Origin of the sequence: Dictyobacter aurantiacus (genome assembly GCF_003967515.1) — a bacterium.
GTDB lineage: Bacteria > Chloroflexota > Ktedonobacteria > Ktedonobacterales > Ktedonobacteraceae > Dictyobacter > Dictyobacter aurantiacus.
In genome coordinates this window covers 6033951-6051596 of sequence record NZ_BIFQ01000001.1, presented here as the reverse complement: position 1 = coordinate 6051596, position 17646 = coordinate 6033951, and the positions used below count along the sequence as shown (strand labels likewise).

The 17646-nt window shown below is 51.5% G+C and carries 11 protein-coding genes; 1 reads left to right on the top strand and 10 read right to left on the bottom strand.

Annotated features, from left to right (window positions below; genetic code table 11):
- Positions 1-91: 91 nt before the first annotated feature.
- From KTT_RS24415 to KTT_RS24370, 10 genes are all read right to left on the bottom strand, one after another.
- On the bottom strand, positions 92-871 hold the full coding sequence (locus tag KTT_RS24415) for a helix-turn-helix domain-containing protein (RefSeq protein WP_126599174.1): 780 nt from the start codon (positions 869-871) through the stop codon (positions 92-94).
- A 202-nt stretch (positions 872-1073) separates the two neighbouring features.
- Positions 1074-2213 carry an RnfABCDGE type electron transport complex subunit D gene (locus tag KTT_RS24410; protein ID WP_126599172.1) on the bottom strand — a complete coding sequence of 380 codons (1140 nt, stop codon included), beginning with the start codon at positions 2211-2213 and terminating at the stop codon, positions 1074-1076.
- A gap of 5 nt (positions 2214-2218) precedes the next feature.
- Positions 2219-3244, bottom strand: coding sequence for a tetratricopeptide repeat protein (locus KTT_RS24405; RefSeq protein ID WP_126599170.1), 1026 nt, complete (start codon positions 3242-3244; stop codon positions 2219-2221).
- Positions 3245-3246: 2 nt separating this feature from the next.
- Positions 3247-5046 carry a CRTAC1 family protein gene (locus KTT_RS24400; protein ID WP_160146098.1) on the bottom strand — a complete coding sequence of 600 codons (1800 nt, stop codon included), beginning with the start codon at positions 5044-5046 and terminating at the stop codon, positions 3247-3249.
- A 1-nt stretch (position 5047) separates the two neighbouring features.
- On the bottom strand, positions 5048-5488 hold the full coding sequence (locus tag KTT_RS24395) for an acyl-CoA thioesterase (protein WP_126599166.1): 441 nt from the start codon (positions 5486-5488) through the stop codon (positions 5048-5050).
- A complete protein-coding gene (locus tag KTT_RS24390; protein ID WP_160146097.1) occupies positions 5485-11202 on the bottom strand; it encodes a type I polyketide synthase in 5718 nt (1905 codons plus the stop codon). Before KTT_RS24390 ends, KTT_RS24395 begins: the two co-directional genes overlap by 4 nt.
- Before the next feature lie 196 nt (positions 11203-11398).
- A complete protein-coding gene (locus KTT_RS24385) occupies positions 11399-12361 on the bottom strand; it encodes a DUF1702 family protein (RefSeq protein ID WP_160146096.1) in 963 nt (320 codons plus the stop codon).
- Between the two features lie 461 nt (positions 12362-12822).
- Positions 12823-13698 (bottom strand): SCP2 sterol-binding domain-containing protein, encoded by an 876-nt coding sequence (locus tag KTT_RS24380; protein WP_126599160.1) that lies wholly within the window; start codon positions 13696-13698, stop codon positions 12823-12825.
- A 199-nt stretch (positions 13699-13897) separates the two neighbouring features.
- Complete coding sequence (locus KTT_RS24375; protein WP_126599158.1) at positions 13898-14509, bottom strand: DUF6073 family protein; 612 nt, start codon at positions 14507-14509, stop codon at positions 13898-13900.
- A 366-nt stretch (positions 14510-14875) separates the two neighbouring features.
- Positions 14876-16252 (bottom strand): ABC1 kinase family protein, encoded by a 1377-nt coding sequence (locus KTT_RS24370; protein WP_126599156.1) that lies wholly within the window; start codon positions 16250-16252, stop codon positions 14876-14878.
- A 283-nt stretch (positions 16253-16535) separates the two neighbouring features.
- On the opposite strand from KTT_RS24370, the gene KTT_RS24365 reads away from it, so the two are divergent.
- Positions 16536-17642: an aminopeptidase gene (locus KTT_RS24365; protein ID WP_126599154.1), complete on the top strand. Its 1107-nt coding sequence runs from the start codon at positions 16536-16538 to the stop codon at positions 17640-17642.
- Positions 17643-17646: the final 4 nt, after the last annotated feature.

The window sequence follows — 17646 nt, the reverse complement described above, 5'->3', positions numbered from 1 at the left end:
ATATACCCGGGCTCGCCCTGTCCTGGGACGAGCCCCAATTGATGAGCCCTGCCGCGATCGAGCGGCACTTCCAGATGCTTTAGCGTGTATGCTAAGAAAGTAATTCGTTAAAATGCAAAGGCATATGATAAAAATCACCTAATCTGGATAAAAGTAACCAGGGCAATGCCAGCAAGATAGGCGTATCTGTCCAGCTCTTCATATTCAGTACAAGGTCCTCGGTTTTTCGCATATTTTCATGTGGCATAGAGATAACCGGCTGCCTTGTACAGCGTAGATAGGCCCCGGATTCAAACATAGTGCGAAAGTCATCGGATCGTGGTAGAGCGGTTGCGAACAGATAGTATTTCCCTGGCGGCACTAGAGGAAGACAATAATATCCCGTCTCGGTTAATACAGTGGCGCTCACAGGATCCCCCTGTGGAATAGGATCGCGGAACAGGCCAATAAAGATCAGGCCGTCGAAGGATTGCGGAAAAAAAATGTTTCCCTCAATAGTTCCCTTCTCAGGATAGTGACGAAATACCTCAAGGGAGAGCTTGAGATCATCCCAGTTCTGGAAGAGTGCCGCTGCCTCCTGGTCGCGACTGATGCGACGCAACTGGGTTGGCGTCACGCCAACCAGTTGTGTGAAACGAGTTGTAAACGTTCCCAGGCTGTTATAACCAATATCGAAACAGATACTGGTCACGCTATAGTCGGTTCGTAACAGCATTTTTTTTGCTTGATCAATACGCAGAGCCGCCAGATAAACGCTTGGTGGCACTCCGGTTATGCTGCGAAAGATACGATTAAAATGAAATGGGCTCAGCTGAACATAGTCAGCGATGGTCTGTAAGGTCAGAGGTGTATGATAATTGTTTCGCATCATGGCAATAGCCTGCTTTACTGCCTGATGACGTGATTGTTCCGTCTCTACTTTTCGGCTTCCACTATGGAAGAGATGAGGAATTATTTCTGAAGCAGGTGCAGAAATAGGAAGTGCCTTTGTCTCAAACAAGGTACGCTCTCTCTTTCTCTACTAATGCCGTGGCAGATTTAATTTACAAATCAAGGAGCAGTCTCCAATCTTACTAAGAGGAAAGTTGGTTATGTGAGATAGCGGAGACATGTCCTCCAACAGGTGCGGCAATATCCGGCTGCACACGTTCTCTGTCGTGATCATTCGCGCTTTCCTGAGCAAGCGCTTCCACTGGTACACTTTCACTGCTGTGACCATTCGCGCTTTCCTGAGCGAGCGCTTCTACCGGTACACTTTCACTGCTGTGACCATTTGTGCTTGCTTGAGCAAGAGATGCCACCGGTATACTTTCACCGCTATGGTCATGCGCGCTTTCCTGGGCGATAGCCTCCAGTTGTACTGCTTCATTGTTGGATTCACTGGCAGCTGGCTGCCGATTCCAGTTCATGGTGATCAGTGCCTGGTATAGCGAGAAACATGCCGAGACGACAAACAGGGCAATAAACGGCGAATACTGATTATTGACCAGGCGTAAAAGGCCATCGATCAACGCGATCGCGAGCCCAAAGGCGATGCGCATCCCGCGTGTACCAGGCGTCGTCTTCGGATCAGTAATCATACTGAGAATAAAGAGCTGCAGTCCCGCGCCAAACAATGGACCAAAGGCGACCGAGTAGCCATTGTGCTTGATCAGCTCTTCAACGAGCGCCATCACACAAAAGCCGCCAATAAACGAGAGAACCAGGTCGATACGAGAGACACGGAAGGAAGAGAAAGAGCCGACGACAAAGATGATCCCAACCATCAGCAGCGAGCCGGTCCATTGCGTTGCCGTGGTGGTAATGAGGGTCGGAAAGAGTAACAGGAGCACAACGAGGCCAAAGTTGGATGGATTGAAAATGTGGCGACCATTTATGCGCACCACAGATTTGGATGCGATCGCAATAATGGGAGCGACAACATATGGCCACAGCAGCGTCGGTGATGCCGACTCAATCAATAATCCCAGGCCTAACCCTGTAATCACACCACTGATCGGCAACACAATCTGACGTGTTTTCCACAGGTTCATCACTACATCCACGAAACAGGCCACAAAGAGCGACAGCAAAATTTGTGTCCAGCCGTGATCAAAGGTTAAGATCGTTTGCCCGACGATGGTATAGACGATGAGTACACAGCTCATAAAGACACGTGGATCTTTTAGCTTCACCCCAACAATTGTCATGCCATAGAAATTCCATGTCTTCATAAATGTTACCCTTTCCTCCAGAATATAGTAATATCGGTATCAACATAGACACCCAGGCCTCTCAGTTGATTGTCTTCTTGCGAGCGAATCTGATCCTGTGGAATAGCCAGGCGTTGCTTTAACAATGTTTGATCATGGGTAGCATTTAAACCGTTTAGCCAGACGTTGCGCGCTTCTTTGGGGTTTCCGGATTTTCCAAAGACATCGCCAAGGGCCACATATCCCTGCGCGGTAAACGCGGGACTGATTTTGGATTGGGCCTGGCTTAACGCGACTGCATACTGAAGGTCGGTCTGCGACTTGGGAAGGTGTCCCATTAGCGTTGGCCAGTAGAGATGATTCAACCCGCGCGCATAACGGGCGATGATATTGTATGGGTTGTCCTGCAACACTTTGTCCAGAATGCTGATAGAGTTATATGAATCTTGCGCCTGGCAAACCAGCCCATCTGGCGGCTTGGGACACGAGCGCATCATATCGACATAGGACAAGGCATGCTCAATAGTGACATTTGTCGCCGCATTCTGTTTGGACAAAGAGGAAAAGAATGCCAGCTCTTCCTGATAGCGTTGATGGTTGCGGAGCTCCACGCGATAATCATTACTATAGCGTAGATTCGCGGGGTCGGCCTGGACGGCAGCCTTCATGTAAGCGAGTCCGCGCGTCAGGTCGCCTTTCTGTATCAAAGCCTGACCGGCGGCATCCTGCAGTAAAGCCTTGCTTGCATCGACCTGGGGGGTCGCAGGCAAGGAAGGATCGTCCAGTGGATGCGCAGGCAACGGCTGTTGATAGACCTGCCATTGATCTAAACCTAGTTGGCTCGCCGTCACATTCGCTGGAATTTTAGGCAATGACAGCGGGGTCACCTGTGTCTGCAACAGGAAATAAGCGATAGCAGCACCAAGCAGAATAACAATCCCGATAATAGAGCCTATCATCCAGCCTTTCAGCTTTTTACGGGGTCGTACACCTTCTTTCTGCTGAGGAACCGAAGTAGTCCCTGCGTCTGTGATGGATGTATTGCTGCTCATATCTATGCTCCTTGGGTGATAGTGTGATACCGATCAGTAACCAGTGGTGCCAGGTGCTCTACGCGCCCATCGGGCCAGCGAACTTCAATTGCATCGACTTTCGTCTGTGACCCCAGACCAAAGATGAGCCGGCGATCCGACTGGGAGGCAAAACCGCTACCGGGATCGACCCATTTCACATATGTGCGCTTGCCAGCAGTCACCGTTACGCGAGCACCAATGGCATCGTGATTGCTCTTCCCTTTGCCAACTAGCTTTAGCCCTAGCCAGTGATTCTTCTGCGCGGGATAATTTTTATAGAGGACCAGAGGAGCACCCTGGCTGGCGACAAACAGTTCGGGTAACCCATCATTGTCGAAATCAGCACAACACACGCCACGACCATCGTAACGATCGGTCATGCCCGCATCCAGAGCGATTTCGTTATAGTGATCGCCCTCTTTGACAAAAAGACGTGATGGCTGATACCCTGAAATACTCATGTCGCCAATCGGAGGCCAGTGGCTGGCATCTGAGACTATCAGGCCGGGGGTTGTTGCCATCGTGCCGAGATAGTACCAGTAATCTCCTTTACCAGCCGAGACAAAGCCATTCATCACCACAATTTCCATCTCACCGTCGTTATCAAGGTCTACAAACTTCGCCCCCCAGCTCCAGCCACCATCCCAGACCCCAAGGTCGACCGCTTTATTGGTAAAGGTGCCATCGCGATTGTTTTTCCAGAGGAAATTGCCCTCAACCAGGTACCCCTGTTGGGTTACATTAGAGACATAGATATCTGGATATCCATCACCATCCAGGTCCGCGAAATCGACGTTCATCCCCTTCCTGGTATCAATTGGAAGGGCAGACTTGGTTACATTCGTGAAGGTACCGTTGCCATTATTCTTGAAAATAACATCCTGCCCAAAATCGTTGGCCAGGTAGAGGTCCATGTGTCCGGTGTTAAAAAGATCGCAGGCCCCTACATCAAGCGTCCAGCCTGTATCAGCAACGCCTAATTCATGGGCGACGTTGGTGAAGGTGCCATCTCCATTATTGCGATAGAGTACGTTGGGTCCGGCGTTACGCGCCATCTCAAAATCGTCATGCATGATCACTGTCGTCTTAAGATGCCAGAGATCGTTCTCAGGGCGGAAATAATTGCCAACATAGAGATCAAGCAGGCCATCGCCGTTGTAGTCAAACCAGATGGCGGCATTGCCATTGGAGACATCGCCAGTTCCTGAGGAGACGGTAATATCTGTAAAGGTCCCATTGCGGTTATTGCGGAACAGACGATTGGGCGCGCTCCACTTGACGACGTAGAGGTCGGGCCAACCATCATTGTCGAAGTCTCCCCATACCGCATCCATAACCCCACCCTCCTCATTCAAATTGGCCACCCCTGCCGCTTCCGCGACATCGGTGAAGGTGCCATCTCCATTGTTGCGATACAGATGGCATGGCGTATTGCGACCGGAGGAAGAGACAAAAACATCAATCAAGCCGTCATTATTGAAGTCAGCCGCGGCAACCGCGGCACCAACCGAGGCCATCCACGGCATGATATTATTCAGTTTGGGGTCAAGCTGCACCTTATGGTGCGTGGCCTGCACACCGGCTGCTTTGGCGATGTCGCGCAGTTGAAACATCGGATAAGTCTTTTTGGGAACTGTCGGCTGTATAAAGTTCCCAAGAGCGTTGGTGGCACCGGTCTGGTAGGCAACCAGTAGTGCCCCTGCCGTCCCTACGCCAACACTCGCCTGTGCTATCTGCTTAAGAAAATTACGACGCGTCGATAGTTGATGGGCCTTTTGCATACTACGAATCCTTTCTATCGTATTCATACTGCTTTAAGGCAGTTCGTAGGTCTTGAGGAACAGGAACCGGTTCCATGTGCTCTCCTTTTCTCATCATGCAGGCGACCTGTTGCTCTCCACGCGCGATCAGTTCTTCCCCGGCCCGCCCTTTCCGCCAGTACTCGAAGGATAAAGAAATGCGGCTCTGCGTGAGATCTTCTAGCCTCATGCGAATGACCAGTCGATCAAAGGCATAGAGTTCAGAGAAGTATTCACAAGAACAGCGAGTGGTTACAATCGCCAGCCCCTCTTGAAATTGCCTGACAATGGAAGGCGCATTGTCTAATAGAAACATCTCCCGGCAGCGTCCCTGCCAGCGAATATGATTCGCATAATAGACATTGCCAACCAGATTGGTATCTTCAAAGGAAACCGTGTAGTGATATTCATAGGCGCGTTTCACCGTCGTAATCCTTTCTCTACTCCAGGTACAGATGCGGTTTTCTCAATATCGGTAGTCGGGGGACAATAGAATGCGAATGCGTATGGATGAGGCTGTGTGCGCACCGAGATGACGGCGGTGAGCATGTGATGCGACCCTATCGTCAACAGTTGCCACCCATCCTGTTCGACCTGCATCTGCATCCATGGCAGATCGCGTGGCAGGGCAGCTGATTTCAGCACCTCACTTACCGCCAGCACGCGAGACGCAGCGATGTCAAACGCTTCGCCGTTTTGCGCCGCGAGCTGTTGCGCGAACGCATACTCTTGCGCGCATAACAGCGATCTCCAGAGCTCATCCGAACGTGGCCTGGCAATCTGAAGATTGCACAGCTTCTGATCAAGGCCTGTGGGCTGCACGCTGAGCGAACCATCATCTGTAGCACCATGCACACTTAAAAGTAGTGGCTGCATCCATGGAGCCAGTTCAGCTATACGTCGCTCGGCATATGGTCCGAAAAGCGCCTCTGTCCATTGCTCATGGGACACAGTTTCACCAACCATATGCAGATACAGTCCACGCCACTGCTCTAGAATCTGTCCATGGCTATTGCAGGCTTCCAGATCATAGATAAAGGTATTGCCCTGGCGAGCACGCTCACGTGCATGGACCTGTATATGCTCTCCCGGTGCTAAAACCGAGGAAAAGGGCTGGTTTATAACCGAGATAGACTCGACATGTACAGGCAATAAGGTCGCCTGGGGGATGCAAGATTGAATAACATGAATATATGCATCTCTACTGGCAGGATCTCCCAGCACAAGCTCCTGAGGCAGGTAGCGTGCAAACCATGCTCCCTCTGTGTATGGTGAGATCTCGGCGACGCACTCCCTGGCATGCAGGAGGGTATACTCCTTCAGCCTGCGGAAACGGCCACGGTGGAAGAAGATACCACCATAGAGCTCGCCTGGCTGAGGCAGCCGCGCTGCTGGCTCCTGCGCTACCGGCCCCGACAGCATCGTTGTAAGCGTCTCAGGCTGCTCCTCAAAGAAACAAACGGCCTGGAAGTGATTGACCTGATAGCCTGTTTCAGAGCAGCGGATGGCAACCTCTACCATGCCATCGGGATGGGCCAGGGCCAGCATACGCAAGGTGACGGAACCCCGTTCTGCAACGATCAGGGGACGGAGAAATTGGACGTCGTTGAAGCAGGGGCGCTCATACTTTCCCGTGACCGCCCGCGCGACCTGCGCCATAGCTTCCAGCCCCATAACGGCTGGCACTAACCGTTCACCCTGCAGCTGATGTTCATCAACATATATGTCGGTTGTTCTGGATAATTCGGCCTCAGCAATCAATTCAATGCCGGGATAGAAGACGCGTGCCTTCTCCAGGAAGCGCAGGAACGGCAGTGGCGTGGACGCAAACCGGATGGTGGGAGCCGAGCCAACACGTCCCGAGACTACAATCCTGGTGCTGGATTGACGGTGCGTCTGCAGCTGGCGGAAGAGGGCAAGCCCCTGTTCAACGGGAATGGGGGTAATCCCTTCCGCGCGCAACGCCTCAACGCGTCCCAGCCGCTCACCCATACCAACGTCAGACCAGACCGACCATTCGATACACAGACAGCTGGCGGTCGGATGCTGCTGCTGAAATGCGGCGGTGATATGTGCGAGCCATTCATTGGCGAGCGCGTAATGCGCCTCACCCTGCATCCCTGTACGTGCAATCACAGAGCCAAAGGTAATCAGAGACTTTATCTTCGTTGGAGATATGGCGGCCAGGACATTTTGCAGGCCCTGTACTTTGGGCGCGATAGTTCTGTTGATCAGCTCCTCGTCTAGCATGCTCAAGAGGGTCGGCTGATTCATGCCCGCGCCATGAATGATGGCCGTTACCGTTCCCAGGCTGCTTTCGATTTCACGAACGACCTCTGCTATGGCGGTCGCATTCTGTACATCAACCGAAAAATAGCGGTAACTCACCCCGGCTACGTCGAATCTTGAGAGAGAGTCCCGCAAGACGGTATCCTGCTGTGGCCGGGCTCTTCCCAATAACGCGAGCGTAACGCCGGTATCCTGGGCGAGCGCCAGCGCGCATTCGGCTGCAATACCTTTGCCACCTCCAGTTACCAGAACCACATCGCTTTGCTGCAGCGCTACCGCTTCCCCCCTCCTGACAGGCTCGTATGGAACAAACTCCGATAGCGTTCGCTTTCCTGCCGCATCATAACTGACCTCAACGAAGCCCTGGGCGGCCCTCACTTCAATCGCAATGTGCTCAACGAGGGCGGCCTGCTGATCCGGCAGATGCACCACGCACACCGTCAACTGTGGATATTCGAGATACAGGCTACGAGCAAAGGCTGCGCCAACCGCTCCATGCTGGACAACCACGACGTGCGTCATCTCCTTTTTTGCCAGCACGGCTCGCGCGGCCTGGAAAAGCAACCTAACATAGCAGGAGTCTCGATCCTGGGGCAGGCAAACGATACAGCCGGTACCCTTGACCATAGCGAAGGTACGCTGGAGATCGTTGGTAAGGCTATAATCCGGTGGTGCAAACATCTGCCAGTCGCCCGCTTCAGGACTGGAAAAGTCGCCCGCCAGGGGATATTCTTGCTCGATCGTAGAGAAGCACCGTATCCACGGGGCCAGACCCTCCGGTTCGCGTGCCTGCTCGCTGATAGCTGACGAGTTCCCTTGCTGCTGAAGATCTTCAAGCGTCTGGGCAATCTCGCTCAGGCTGGCATCTGCGTATTTCAAGAGAGGGCCAGCATGGGTAATTTCAAGCGCGCGGCAAGCTTCGGCAAAAATTTCCCCGACGCTGATAGAATTGAGGTGCAGGTCACTCAGCATCCGGCATTCAGGGACAAGGAGATCCAGCGGCATCTCGGTACGGGCCGCGATGATTTTTTGTACCAGTTCAAAGGTCGTCTGCCCAGCAGCATAGCTGAGCGCGAGCAGGCTGTCGAGGCTGTCAGACACCTCTTCATTACGCTCTATCTCTGACTGAGGAGCCTGCTCACAGGGATTCACCAGGAACGAGGGATTCCAATCCAGATCGATGGGTCGTGTAAAGCGATGGGAAAAAAGTGCCGCTGCGTTTACTGGTGCCCCTAGCACAAATGCCGCCGCCGTGGCCGAAAGGATACCCCGCATTGATGAACTACCGGCGTCGGTTGCGACGGCTGGCCTGGGGGTGATATCAGACAAGAGTCTTTGTAAGGAATGCCCTGGCCCCACTTCGATAAAGAGATCGATATCCTCGTGGATACGCTCTACGGCTTTGAAGAAGAGCACCGGAGCAGTTACCTGTTTGAATAAGAGCTCGGTAATGTCATCATCCTTCACTACCTTACCGGTCACTGTTGATACGATCGGGCGACGTGGTGAGGTGAAATGCTCCTGCGCCAGATGGCTCGCTAGAATATCAGCTGATGGCGCAACAAGCGGTGAATGAAAGGCATGCGAGACGGCTAATGGCACACAGGGAATACCCATGGCATGAGCGCGCGCGGAGATCTTATATACAGCAAGCATGCCCCCGGCAATGACCGTCTGGCGAGGTGAATTAAACCCGGAGATGACCACGGGCTCGTCGCCAATCAGGTCAGTGACGACTTCCGCACTGGCCTTGATGCTCAGCATGGCGCCATCCTGATCTTTCACCTGCGCCATTGCCTCGCCTCTTGCCCTGGCAACGCGGAGAAGGGTAGCACTATCCATCACACCAGCCCAGTGGAGCGCGCTGAGCTCTCCCAGGCTATGGCCGATGGCTGTCTGAGCATGCACGCCAAGCCTCTCCATCATGTGCAGTCCAGCTAACGAAGCCAGCGTAATCGCGGGTTGAGCGATTTCTGTCTGCTTCCCATCAGCATCCTCCGGAAGATTCATCTCGCGGTAGAGCTGCTCGATCTCAGAGAAGTTGGTGCGCAAAATGCCACCGCTCAGATAAGCGGGAGAACCCTGGCCCGGAAAGAGAAAGGCGATCCGCGGAACAGTCGTGCCACTGCCCAGGTAGATATGCAATTTTGTATCAATATGCGTGGAGGCTCCAGCTGCGAGAATCTCCTGCAGCTGTTGCAGGTTACGCTCAAGTTCATGTGGCCTGGACGCGATAACTGCGGCACGCATTGAGCCTGGCTGAAGATTGCCGGCGAGATAGGCCGCCAGGTCCGTCAGTTCAGCATAGGAGAGGCGTGGGGCCATTGACAGGAGTCGCACGATCTGCTCCTGCAAATCCTCTGCATTGAGCGCGCTGAGCAGGAAAATCTCTGCATCCTGATGTGTTGTCAGCAGCTTTTGCTCTAGATCGCTCAGGTGGTCGCGCCGTTCTCCAGGCATCCCCTCCAGCACGATATGGGTATTGATGCCTCCAAATCCCATGGAGCTCACACCCGCGACCAGGGGAGCCTCAGCGGGCCAGAGCCTTCCTTGCCGTAGGCCCTTCACCCTGGCATCGGGACGCATCATTTCCGCATGCGGCTCAATCATCCCGGTCGTTGGTGGAATAATCTGGTTTGAGAGCGCCATGGTCGCTTTGATGACCCCTGCGATGCCAGCGGCCGCTTTTGTATGACCGATATTGGCCTTGATCGTACTGATATAGGTCTGCTTCTCTGGCGCGAAGTGCTGCATTTTGTCCCAGGTCAGGGTGATGGCCTTGAGCTCTGTGGCGTCACCTACCTCCGTTCCAGTACCATGACCTTCGATATAGGGAACCGTATCAGCGCTGAGTCCGCTGCGCCGATAGGCGCGCATCAAAGCGATATGCTGCCCCTCTGCTTCCGGACGAGTGATGCCTCCACTGCCATCTGATGATATGCCCCAACCACGAATACATGCATAGATATGCCGGTTCTCGGCCAGTGCATCCTCATAGCGCATCAAAACGACGAAGCCACACCCTTCACCTGGCAGGAAACCGCGGGAATGGAGATCATAGACGCGCATTTCTTCAGCTGCCAGGGCGGACGTCTTGGCAAAGCCGATAATCTCAAATGGATCAATACTGAGATCGACGCCACCAGCCAGCGCCAGATCAACATCGAATGACTCCAGGGCGCGACATGCATGGGTCAGGGCCAGTAAGGAGGAGGAGCATGCGCCATCAACAGTATAACCACCTCCCTTTAAATCGAAATAATTGCATATTCTTCCCGCGATGGTGTTGGAAAGGCCACCGGCAAGGCTTTCCTCGTTGACGGGCGCGAAAGGTTTTTTATACTCTTGTTCGAGACGAGTGAGAAATTTTTTGATGGCCTCAGGCTGCCAGTTCTCCTGCAGGAGCTCTTGTGTGACAACGCGTGCAACATAAGGCCAGCGCAGTCTCATCATCTGCGCACGCGAGAACTCGCCCGTGAGCGTATTCCCAACGATGACGCCCGTAGAAAGATTGGGCAGCCCATGATCTTTAGCGAAACCCGCATCAGCCAACGCCTGCTCAGCGGTTTGGAGAGCCAGCCAGTGCGTTAAATCGGTCGAGCGATACGTTTTCCCTGAAATACGAAAATGCTCACGATCAAATGCGTAATCCGTCAGAAAAGCGCCTTGCGAGGAATACGTACGATCGGGCATATTCCGATTGGAATGATAATAGTCATTGAGATTCAGGCGTTGCTGGGGAATGGTGCGAAAAGCCCTACGCTGAGCAAGAGCATTTTCCCAGAGTTCTTGCGGTGAGCGTGTATCGGGATAACGACATGCCATTCCTACAATAGCTATGGTTTGCATAGGCATTCTCTCTCTCGTCGCATAGTATGCTTATTGCTATGGAGTTTTTGACAACAACTATTCCTCTGACACTCAGCCATATAACCGTGTGCCACGGTATTAATCTTCTTATCAGACTGTCAGGTAACTAACACACACGGTCCACCATGAGCACGGAAGTGTACACTCCCATGCTTTGGATTGTCCGCCGATAATACTAGATGGTATGTGTCGGAAGATGTAATGAATCCCGAATACGGTGGCGCCAGAGTTCAAACGCTGGCTCGGTCTGGTGAAGAGGAAGGTTTTCAAGCGATATATCGACAATTTGTATGACATCATCAACTGGAAGTCCGCAGAGAATATCACTGGCAAGATGGGTATGTGGAATGATATTGTGGGCTCGTTGCCGGGCTTTAATCGCAAATGCTGCTCCTTGTGCCATATATGGATAATATTTGGTGGTAGCCTGTCGCAGTTGTTGCAGAGTCTCAGACGAGACTCCTCCAGCATAAGTGGCAGCAAGACCAATTCCACTCCAGAGTTCCGCCTGCCGTAAAGGTGGAAAAGCGCTGATAATGTCAGAAATATAGAAAATATCGCCGCAGCCAACGAACCACAAACCTCGACCCAGGCCCTGATCAAAAGCTTGACGAGCATAACCGCGAGGGAGGCTGATTGGATAGCGCTGCTGTAGATAGCTCTTTTTCCACGAAAAAAACCCCTCGTGAAAGCCGTAACCATCATATGAAAGCCAGGACAAAAGAGGATCATAAGGAGCCCGCTTCTCAGGCCTGATGCGTTTACGAGGAAGTCTTCCCATGCTCCAACCCCACCCCACATACAATAGATAAATATAGTCATTTCCCTCATTGAGGGTCAACGGCATGAAACGCTTCTGCCAGGGGAAGATAAAATCAAGAATAGCGAGAGCCATACCCGCGCCTTCATAGGCAAAACCTCTATATTGCTGTTCAACCTGATTGAGCCGGTTGATAAGAATCGCATTTGTTTCGCTGCTGAGGGTTGTATTATAGCCATGAACAAAAGAGAGGGCACACTGTTCTAACTGTTCACGCGTAGCAGCCGTGCCGGAATGAAAACCATGCCTGTCAAAATCTGTCTCTGCAGGCCCTATCCTCAGAAGAGTACTTAGTAAGCCTCCACTGGTAAAACTCACAGTATTTCTCCTTAACAATCCTTATAAAAGCATACATACAACGGACTGTTACAGTGACAAATAACAATAGATTCACTACAAATACTGTCAAGTTTCTCTCACCTCACCCACCCGCTACACACACCCAGTATAACGTATCCGTTAAAATGTTCGCTTCTTCAAGTTTGCTCATTCTATTACCTACAGTAATCGCATTATATACTATAAATGTCTGTCGCTCGCTTCGTTTTAATACATCTTTACTTGCATTATCCGCATAGCCAATGATATCCTGCATAACAAAATAATGGCTAAATTCCCTTGTGGAGCCGCATTAGCCGCCGCATAGATGAGGATTGATTCGTTATGGGGGAGGGCACGATGAGTTTACAGCTTCGCCTTCATCATCCAAACACCACCTACGCTGAAAGCACAGCTGTATAAGCTTAATAAAATTAAAAATTTATAAAGAATTACACAACTTATATGGGAGAAAATAAATTGCTCATTTTTCTAGCAAATATGAGATTACCCCAGAGCAAAAGCTTTCTGCCCAGAATCGCCTGCGGCAGTGCCAGCTGACCGGTAAAAAACTGGCAGAGGGTATCCGCGTTCGCGGCCCAGAGTGTGACCTGCGGCCCAGGAACTTTACCCGCACTGAAATCACAGCCAGACGGAGTAATGGAGAGATACCACTGACCGCCAGCGGGTCCGGCGACAAGAAATTGTATAGTGGTATGAATGGCTCCGCCCCGTTCAGGCCAATAGATGAGCGTCATCAAGCGAAAGAAGCGATCCAGCATGCGGTGCATATAATCTTGTTCATAACATTTCCAGAGTGGCTCTTTATTGGCCGGCACGGCCACCTGGGATGCATGCACAATGCCAGGGTGCACAAGTTGCATTTCAAGGAGCTCGATTACACTAACAGATCGATTGAAGACGGGCACCACCACAGAGCAGCAAAGCTGGTCTTCGGTTGCCTGTTGGGCAAGGGTAGCTGTATTGACAAGCGCCTGGTGTAAAGCGGCAATAAGCTCGGCCGGTTGCAGGTGTTGGCGGCGCAGAATTTCTTGCGCATTAAGTGGAGCCAGATCCTTCCTCTGGCTAAAACCCTGGATGGTCAGTGTCTCATGCTGCAGCGCACACTGCAAGGTTAACAAATAATATTCGCACGCAGAGACAAGGTGCGCGACGGTCTGGCGTAACGTCCATTCGCTTTTCCTGACGTGCTTGCCACGCTGCTCCCACGCCTGCGGATGGCAGCTCTGGAGAAATGGCAAGAGCTGATCCGCCAGAGAGAACAGATCTGTAGCGATGAAGTGTTGTCGTGTCTCTAATGAAACTTTTTCCATCATGCTCTCCTATGGAATATCGTAAGGTGGACTGCCGGTCCGCATTCTTTTTCTTCGCTACAAAGCCGCTCCGCTCATTGTAATCTGTCCGAACAATGCCGAGAAGCGACGCACATCCATTTATACATATAAATGGACAATGCCACCTGTATGTACTTCCTGGACGTACGTCGCCTCTAGCTTAGAAGAAAGTCACGCGAACTTACTTTTTCAGCCAGCTACCGATGTGGGTTTTCACACGATGCAGGATAGCGACAGGATCGCCGTCTGGATCGTCTTTGCGATACAGGGGGATGTCAACGCGCTCTTTGGTGCCACCGCCCTGTCCCACTGGCGGGATATGGGTGATGTTGTGCTCAAGAACGATTGGCTCTTTGTTGAAAACCGTGATGCCAACATCCTGCAGGTCAAACTGCATGTAACCATACATCTGGCACAGTTTTGGCGAATCAGGAGCTGTATAGGTGGTCCCAGGACGTACCTGGCCGCCGGAGATCTTGCCCAGATCAGGGTTGACGCTGGCATGGATGCGACCAAAGCTCTTGCTGACGCCATCAACGTTGAGTTCGTGCATGCGGATATCAACAGAAGCTTCAGCCCAATCTGCCGATGTTGGGTTCGCACGGTCAATCATATAGTAGCCATGGAACTCGACAACTTCCTCACCCTGGCCAATCAATTCGATGGTGTCCCAGGTTATGAAGTTCAACTGATCCATTCCGCCCTCTGGCATCGTAAAGAGCTGGAGTTCGTCAAGGCTTTTTGGGCTGGGAACTAAGGTCTTGGTTGTCTGCTGGGTCTTTTCGTTGATCATTGTTTCCTCCACTTGCTTGGGGTAACTACTGCACAGACGATACATACGCCAATCGTTGGCAAAGCCACAATAGTAGGAGTATTGCGATAGGCATCAACCGCTGCTATCCAATTGTCTCTTTCCGCGTAGGCTTTGCCAGGAAAACGCAAGCTGGTGTACATCTCTCTGATAGGATTCGTTCTCTCAATAGCCGTATATGTGATGCCAGATAAGCTATCATTTAGCAAGAGCTCAATCCGCTATCAGACGATTCACTGTCCTTGCTGTTCTTGCTTCTAATATAATGCCCCACCCAGGTTATGGTCTTCTCTTACATTGCCACTTTCTGCGTGTTCTACTTTTCGTTTGCTCAAAATGAAAATCCAATCATAAACCAGACTTTCCAGCTTGCGCGGCATTCTCATCGCGCTTCCTTACCATGGCTTTAAATAAGAAAGGCCTGGCCTCGGTCTGAAAATCTAATTGAGGATAGAGCTGCTTGGCAATTCCTTCAAAAACGAGTAATGACAGAATAGCCATGGTAAAATCGGTGGAGCCCCGTAGTCCAAAACGCTTCTGGATCGCAAAAATCTGGTAGGCGAAGGTGGCAACCTGAAAGTTTGCCGCGTTCGCGCCAGAGCTTTTGCGAATAAGCTCTCTCACCTCTTGCTGGAACTGCTCCTGGTCAAAGGTCGCGGATTTGTAAGACGCGGTTTCATAGAGGATGCGAGCGCAGCGCTTACCTGCGTTCATAGAGATGCCCAGGAAAAATTCAACAAACTGATGGCGATCCTCACGTTTGAGTTGCGCGACAAATCCTGCATCCAGAATGACCACCTGCCCGCCTTTGCGCAAATACATATTTCCTGGATGCAGATCACAATGGATAAAGCCATCAAGAAAGATCATATAGTATAAGGCTCTCAATGCCGTCAGGAGCGATGCCCGATACTCTTCCTCGGTCCAATCCAGTTCATCAAGCCGGACGAGATTGTCGAAAAATTCCATGACCATAACAGCTTCGGTGCAGTATTCATCGACCAGTTCTGGTATATGAACCAGAGAGTCATGCGCAAGCTGTTCCCGAAAATGGCGCGTGTTCGCCGCCTCAATACGCAGATCCAGCTGCTGCTTAATGCATTGTCCCAGTTCATCTATCATCTCAACCATAGGAATCAGGCGCATAGCCGGGAAGCGAGCCATAATAGAGGCCATCGAGCGTAACAGATAAAAATCGTTATTCACCTTCGGCACGATGCCCGGACGGCGTATTTTGACGGCTACCTCTTGCCCTGTGTGGAGCCGAGCACGATAGACGCTGCCAATACTGGCGCTGGAGATAGGTTGCGGCTCAAACTCACAAAAGATCTCCTCTAAAGGGCGCCCCAGTTGCTGCTGGATAATGATTGGAACGTGGTGAAAAGGAAATGGTTTGATGCAATCCTGTAGCCTGCTTAACGGCGCCATCATATCCTGGGTGAAGAGATCACAGCGTGTGCTGAGAATCTGACCGATTTTGATGAAGGTTGCTCCGAGGGCGTCACAGAGCTCGGCTATCGCCTGGCCGATGAGACTCTGACGCGAGCGCTTCTGGCGCCTGAAGGTGTTGAAAAATAAGCGGAGCGCCAGACGGATACCATGCACACACACATACGCGATGATTTCCAAGAACCGATAGCCGACTTGAAAAACGGATGCGTGTTCCTGCGTCTTCTGAACGATGAAGGGCCTATTCGTCGCCTTGATCCCTTGAGACGTAGCCATTTTAGAGCTCCTTATTGAGTACCGAACATGCGCAAATCAAGAATATGCCAATCATCAGGTAGTATAGATGAATCGCTAAACATTTATCTTCTTATGGATTGCGAACTATGGCGTGCCTGAAGCATGTATGAGGTTAGGAGCGCTCCAATACATAGTTTATAGCTATAGTGGTCTGTGCGAAAAAGCATCACGCAAGATGTGAGAAGAGATACTGGTGGAAAAGCACTATACTTTAGACGAACGTTAAAGATGGCCGTGCCGAATCTAGATCCAAGGAGTAGTTATGGGTGATCCACGATTACGCCGTATGGCGCAGGTGCTACTACACTATTCTTTAGAGGTGAAACAAGGAGAACGACTGGGCGTCCGAGCAGAGCCGGTAACGCTTCCCTTGCTCCAGGAAATTGCGGATGAGGCAATCCGTATAGGAGCATTTCCAGAAATATTCATCGAGGTTCCAGGCGTAAAAGAGATGCTTCTCAAGCATGGCTCAGACACACAGGTAGCGTATATACCTGATTCGTTTCGTTTGATTGCCGAAGAGTATGAAACAGCGATCGACATCCTCTCGCGTACAAATACCAGTGATATGAACAACGTTGATCCAGCACGCCTCGCGCTCTTGAGTCAGAGCCAGAAGGATACCTTTCAAACCTTGCGTGCCCGCTGCGAGGATGGTTCACTGCGCCGCTCTATTACGCTATACCCGACAAATGCCTATGCGCAGGATGCAGGGATGTCTCAGCGCGAATTCGAAGATTTTGTATATCATGCTTGCTTTCTTGACGATGAAGACCCTATCGCACGCTGGCAAGAGCTCTCCAGGCAACAAGATCAGCTTGTGGCATGGATGCAAGGGAAACGCAATGTGCATATACAGGGCCCGGATACTGATCTCACATTTTCGATTGCCGGACGTATTTTTTTGAACGATGATGGGCGCTACAATTTTCCTGGTGGTGAATTTTTCACCGCGCCCGTTGAGGATTCGGTCAATGGATATATCCATTACAACATTCCTACCTCCTATGGAGGCCGCTCAGTAGAAGATGTGCGTTTACGGTTTGAGCATGGCACCGTCGTGGAAGCACAAGCAAAGCAAGGGCAGGCATATCTGGAAAAGATGCTCAGCGCGGACGCCGGCGCCAATCGTCTGGGTGAATTCGCCTTTGGGAATAATCCTCATATCAACCGCAGCATTAACAATCCTCTCTTCGACGAGAAAATGAGCGGCACGATTCACTTTGCCCTGGGCGCAAGTTTTCCCCTCACCGGTGGAGTCAACCGCTCTGTCATCCACTGGGACATGGTGTATGACCTGCGTGTGGGCGCCGAAGTACGCATCGACGGCGAGCTAGTCTGTAAAGATGGTCAGATCATCGTTTTCTAGTAGT

What these genes read in the sequence shown, in the direction of transcription:
- KTT_RS24415 (WP_126599174.1), bottom strand. Translation starts at nt 871, where the DNA reads ATGATGCGAAACAATTATCATACACCTCTGACCTTACAGACCATCGCT.
- KTT_RS24410 (WP_126599172.1), bottom strand. Translation starts at nt 2,213, where the DNA reads ATGAAGACATGGAATTTCTATGGCATGACAATTGTTGGGGTGAAGCTA.
- KTT_RS24405 (WP_126599170.1), bottom strand. Translation starts at nt 3,244, where the DNA reads ATGAGCAGCAATACATCCATCACAGACGCAGGGACTACTTCGGTTCCT.
- KTT_RS24400 (WP_160146098.1), bottom strand. Translation starts at nt 5,046, where the DNA reads ATGCAAAAGGCCCATCAACTATCGACGCGTCGTAATTTTCTTAAGCAG.
- KTT_RS24390 (WP_160146097.1), bottom strand. Translation starts at nt 11,202, where the DNA reads ATGCAAACCATAGCTATTGTAGGAATGGCATGTCGTTATCCCGATACA.
- KTT_RS24380 (WP_126599160.1), bottom strand. Translation starts at nt 13,698, where the DNA reads ATGATGGAAAAAGTTTCATTAGAGACACGACAACACTTCATCGCTACA.
- KTT_RS24375 (WP_126599158.1), bottom strand. Translation starts at nt 14,509, where the DNA reads ATGATCAACGAAAAGACCCAGCAGACAACCAAGACCTTAGTTCCCAGC.
- KTT_RS24370 (WP_126599156.1), bottom strand. Translation starts at nt 16,252, where the DNA reads ATGGCTACGTCTCAAGGGATCAAGGCGACGAATAGGCCCTTCATCGTT.
- KTT_RS24365 (WP_126599154.1), top strand. Translation starts at nt 16,536, where the DNA reads ATGGGTGATCCACGATTACGCCGTATGGCGCAGGTGCTACTACACTAT.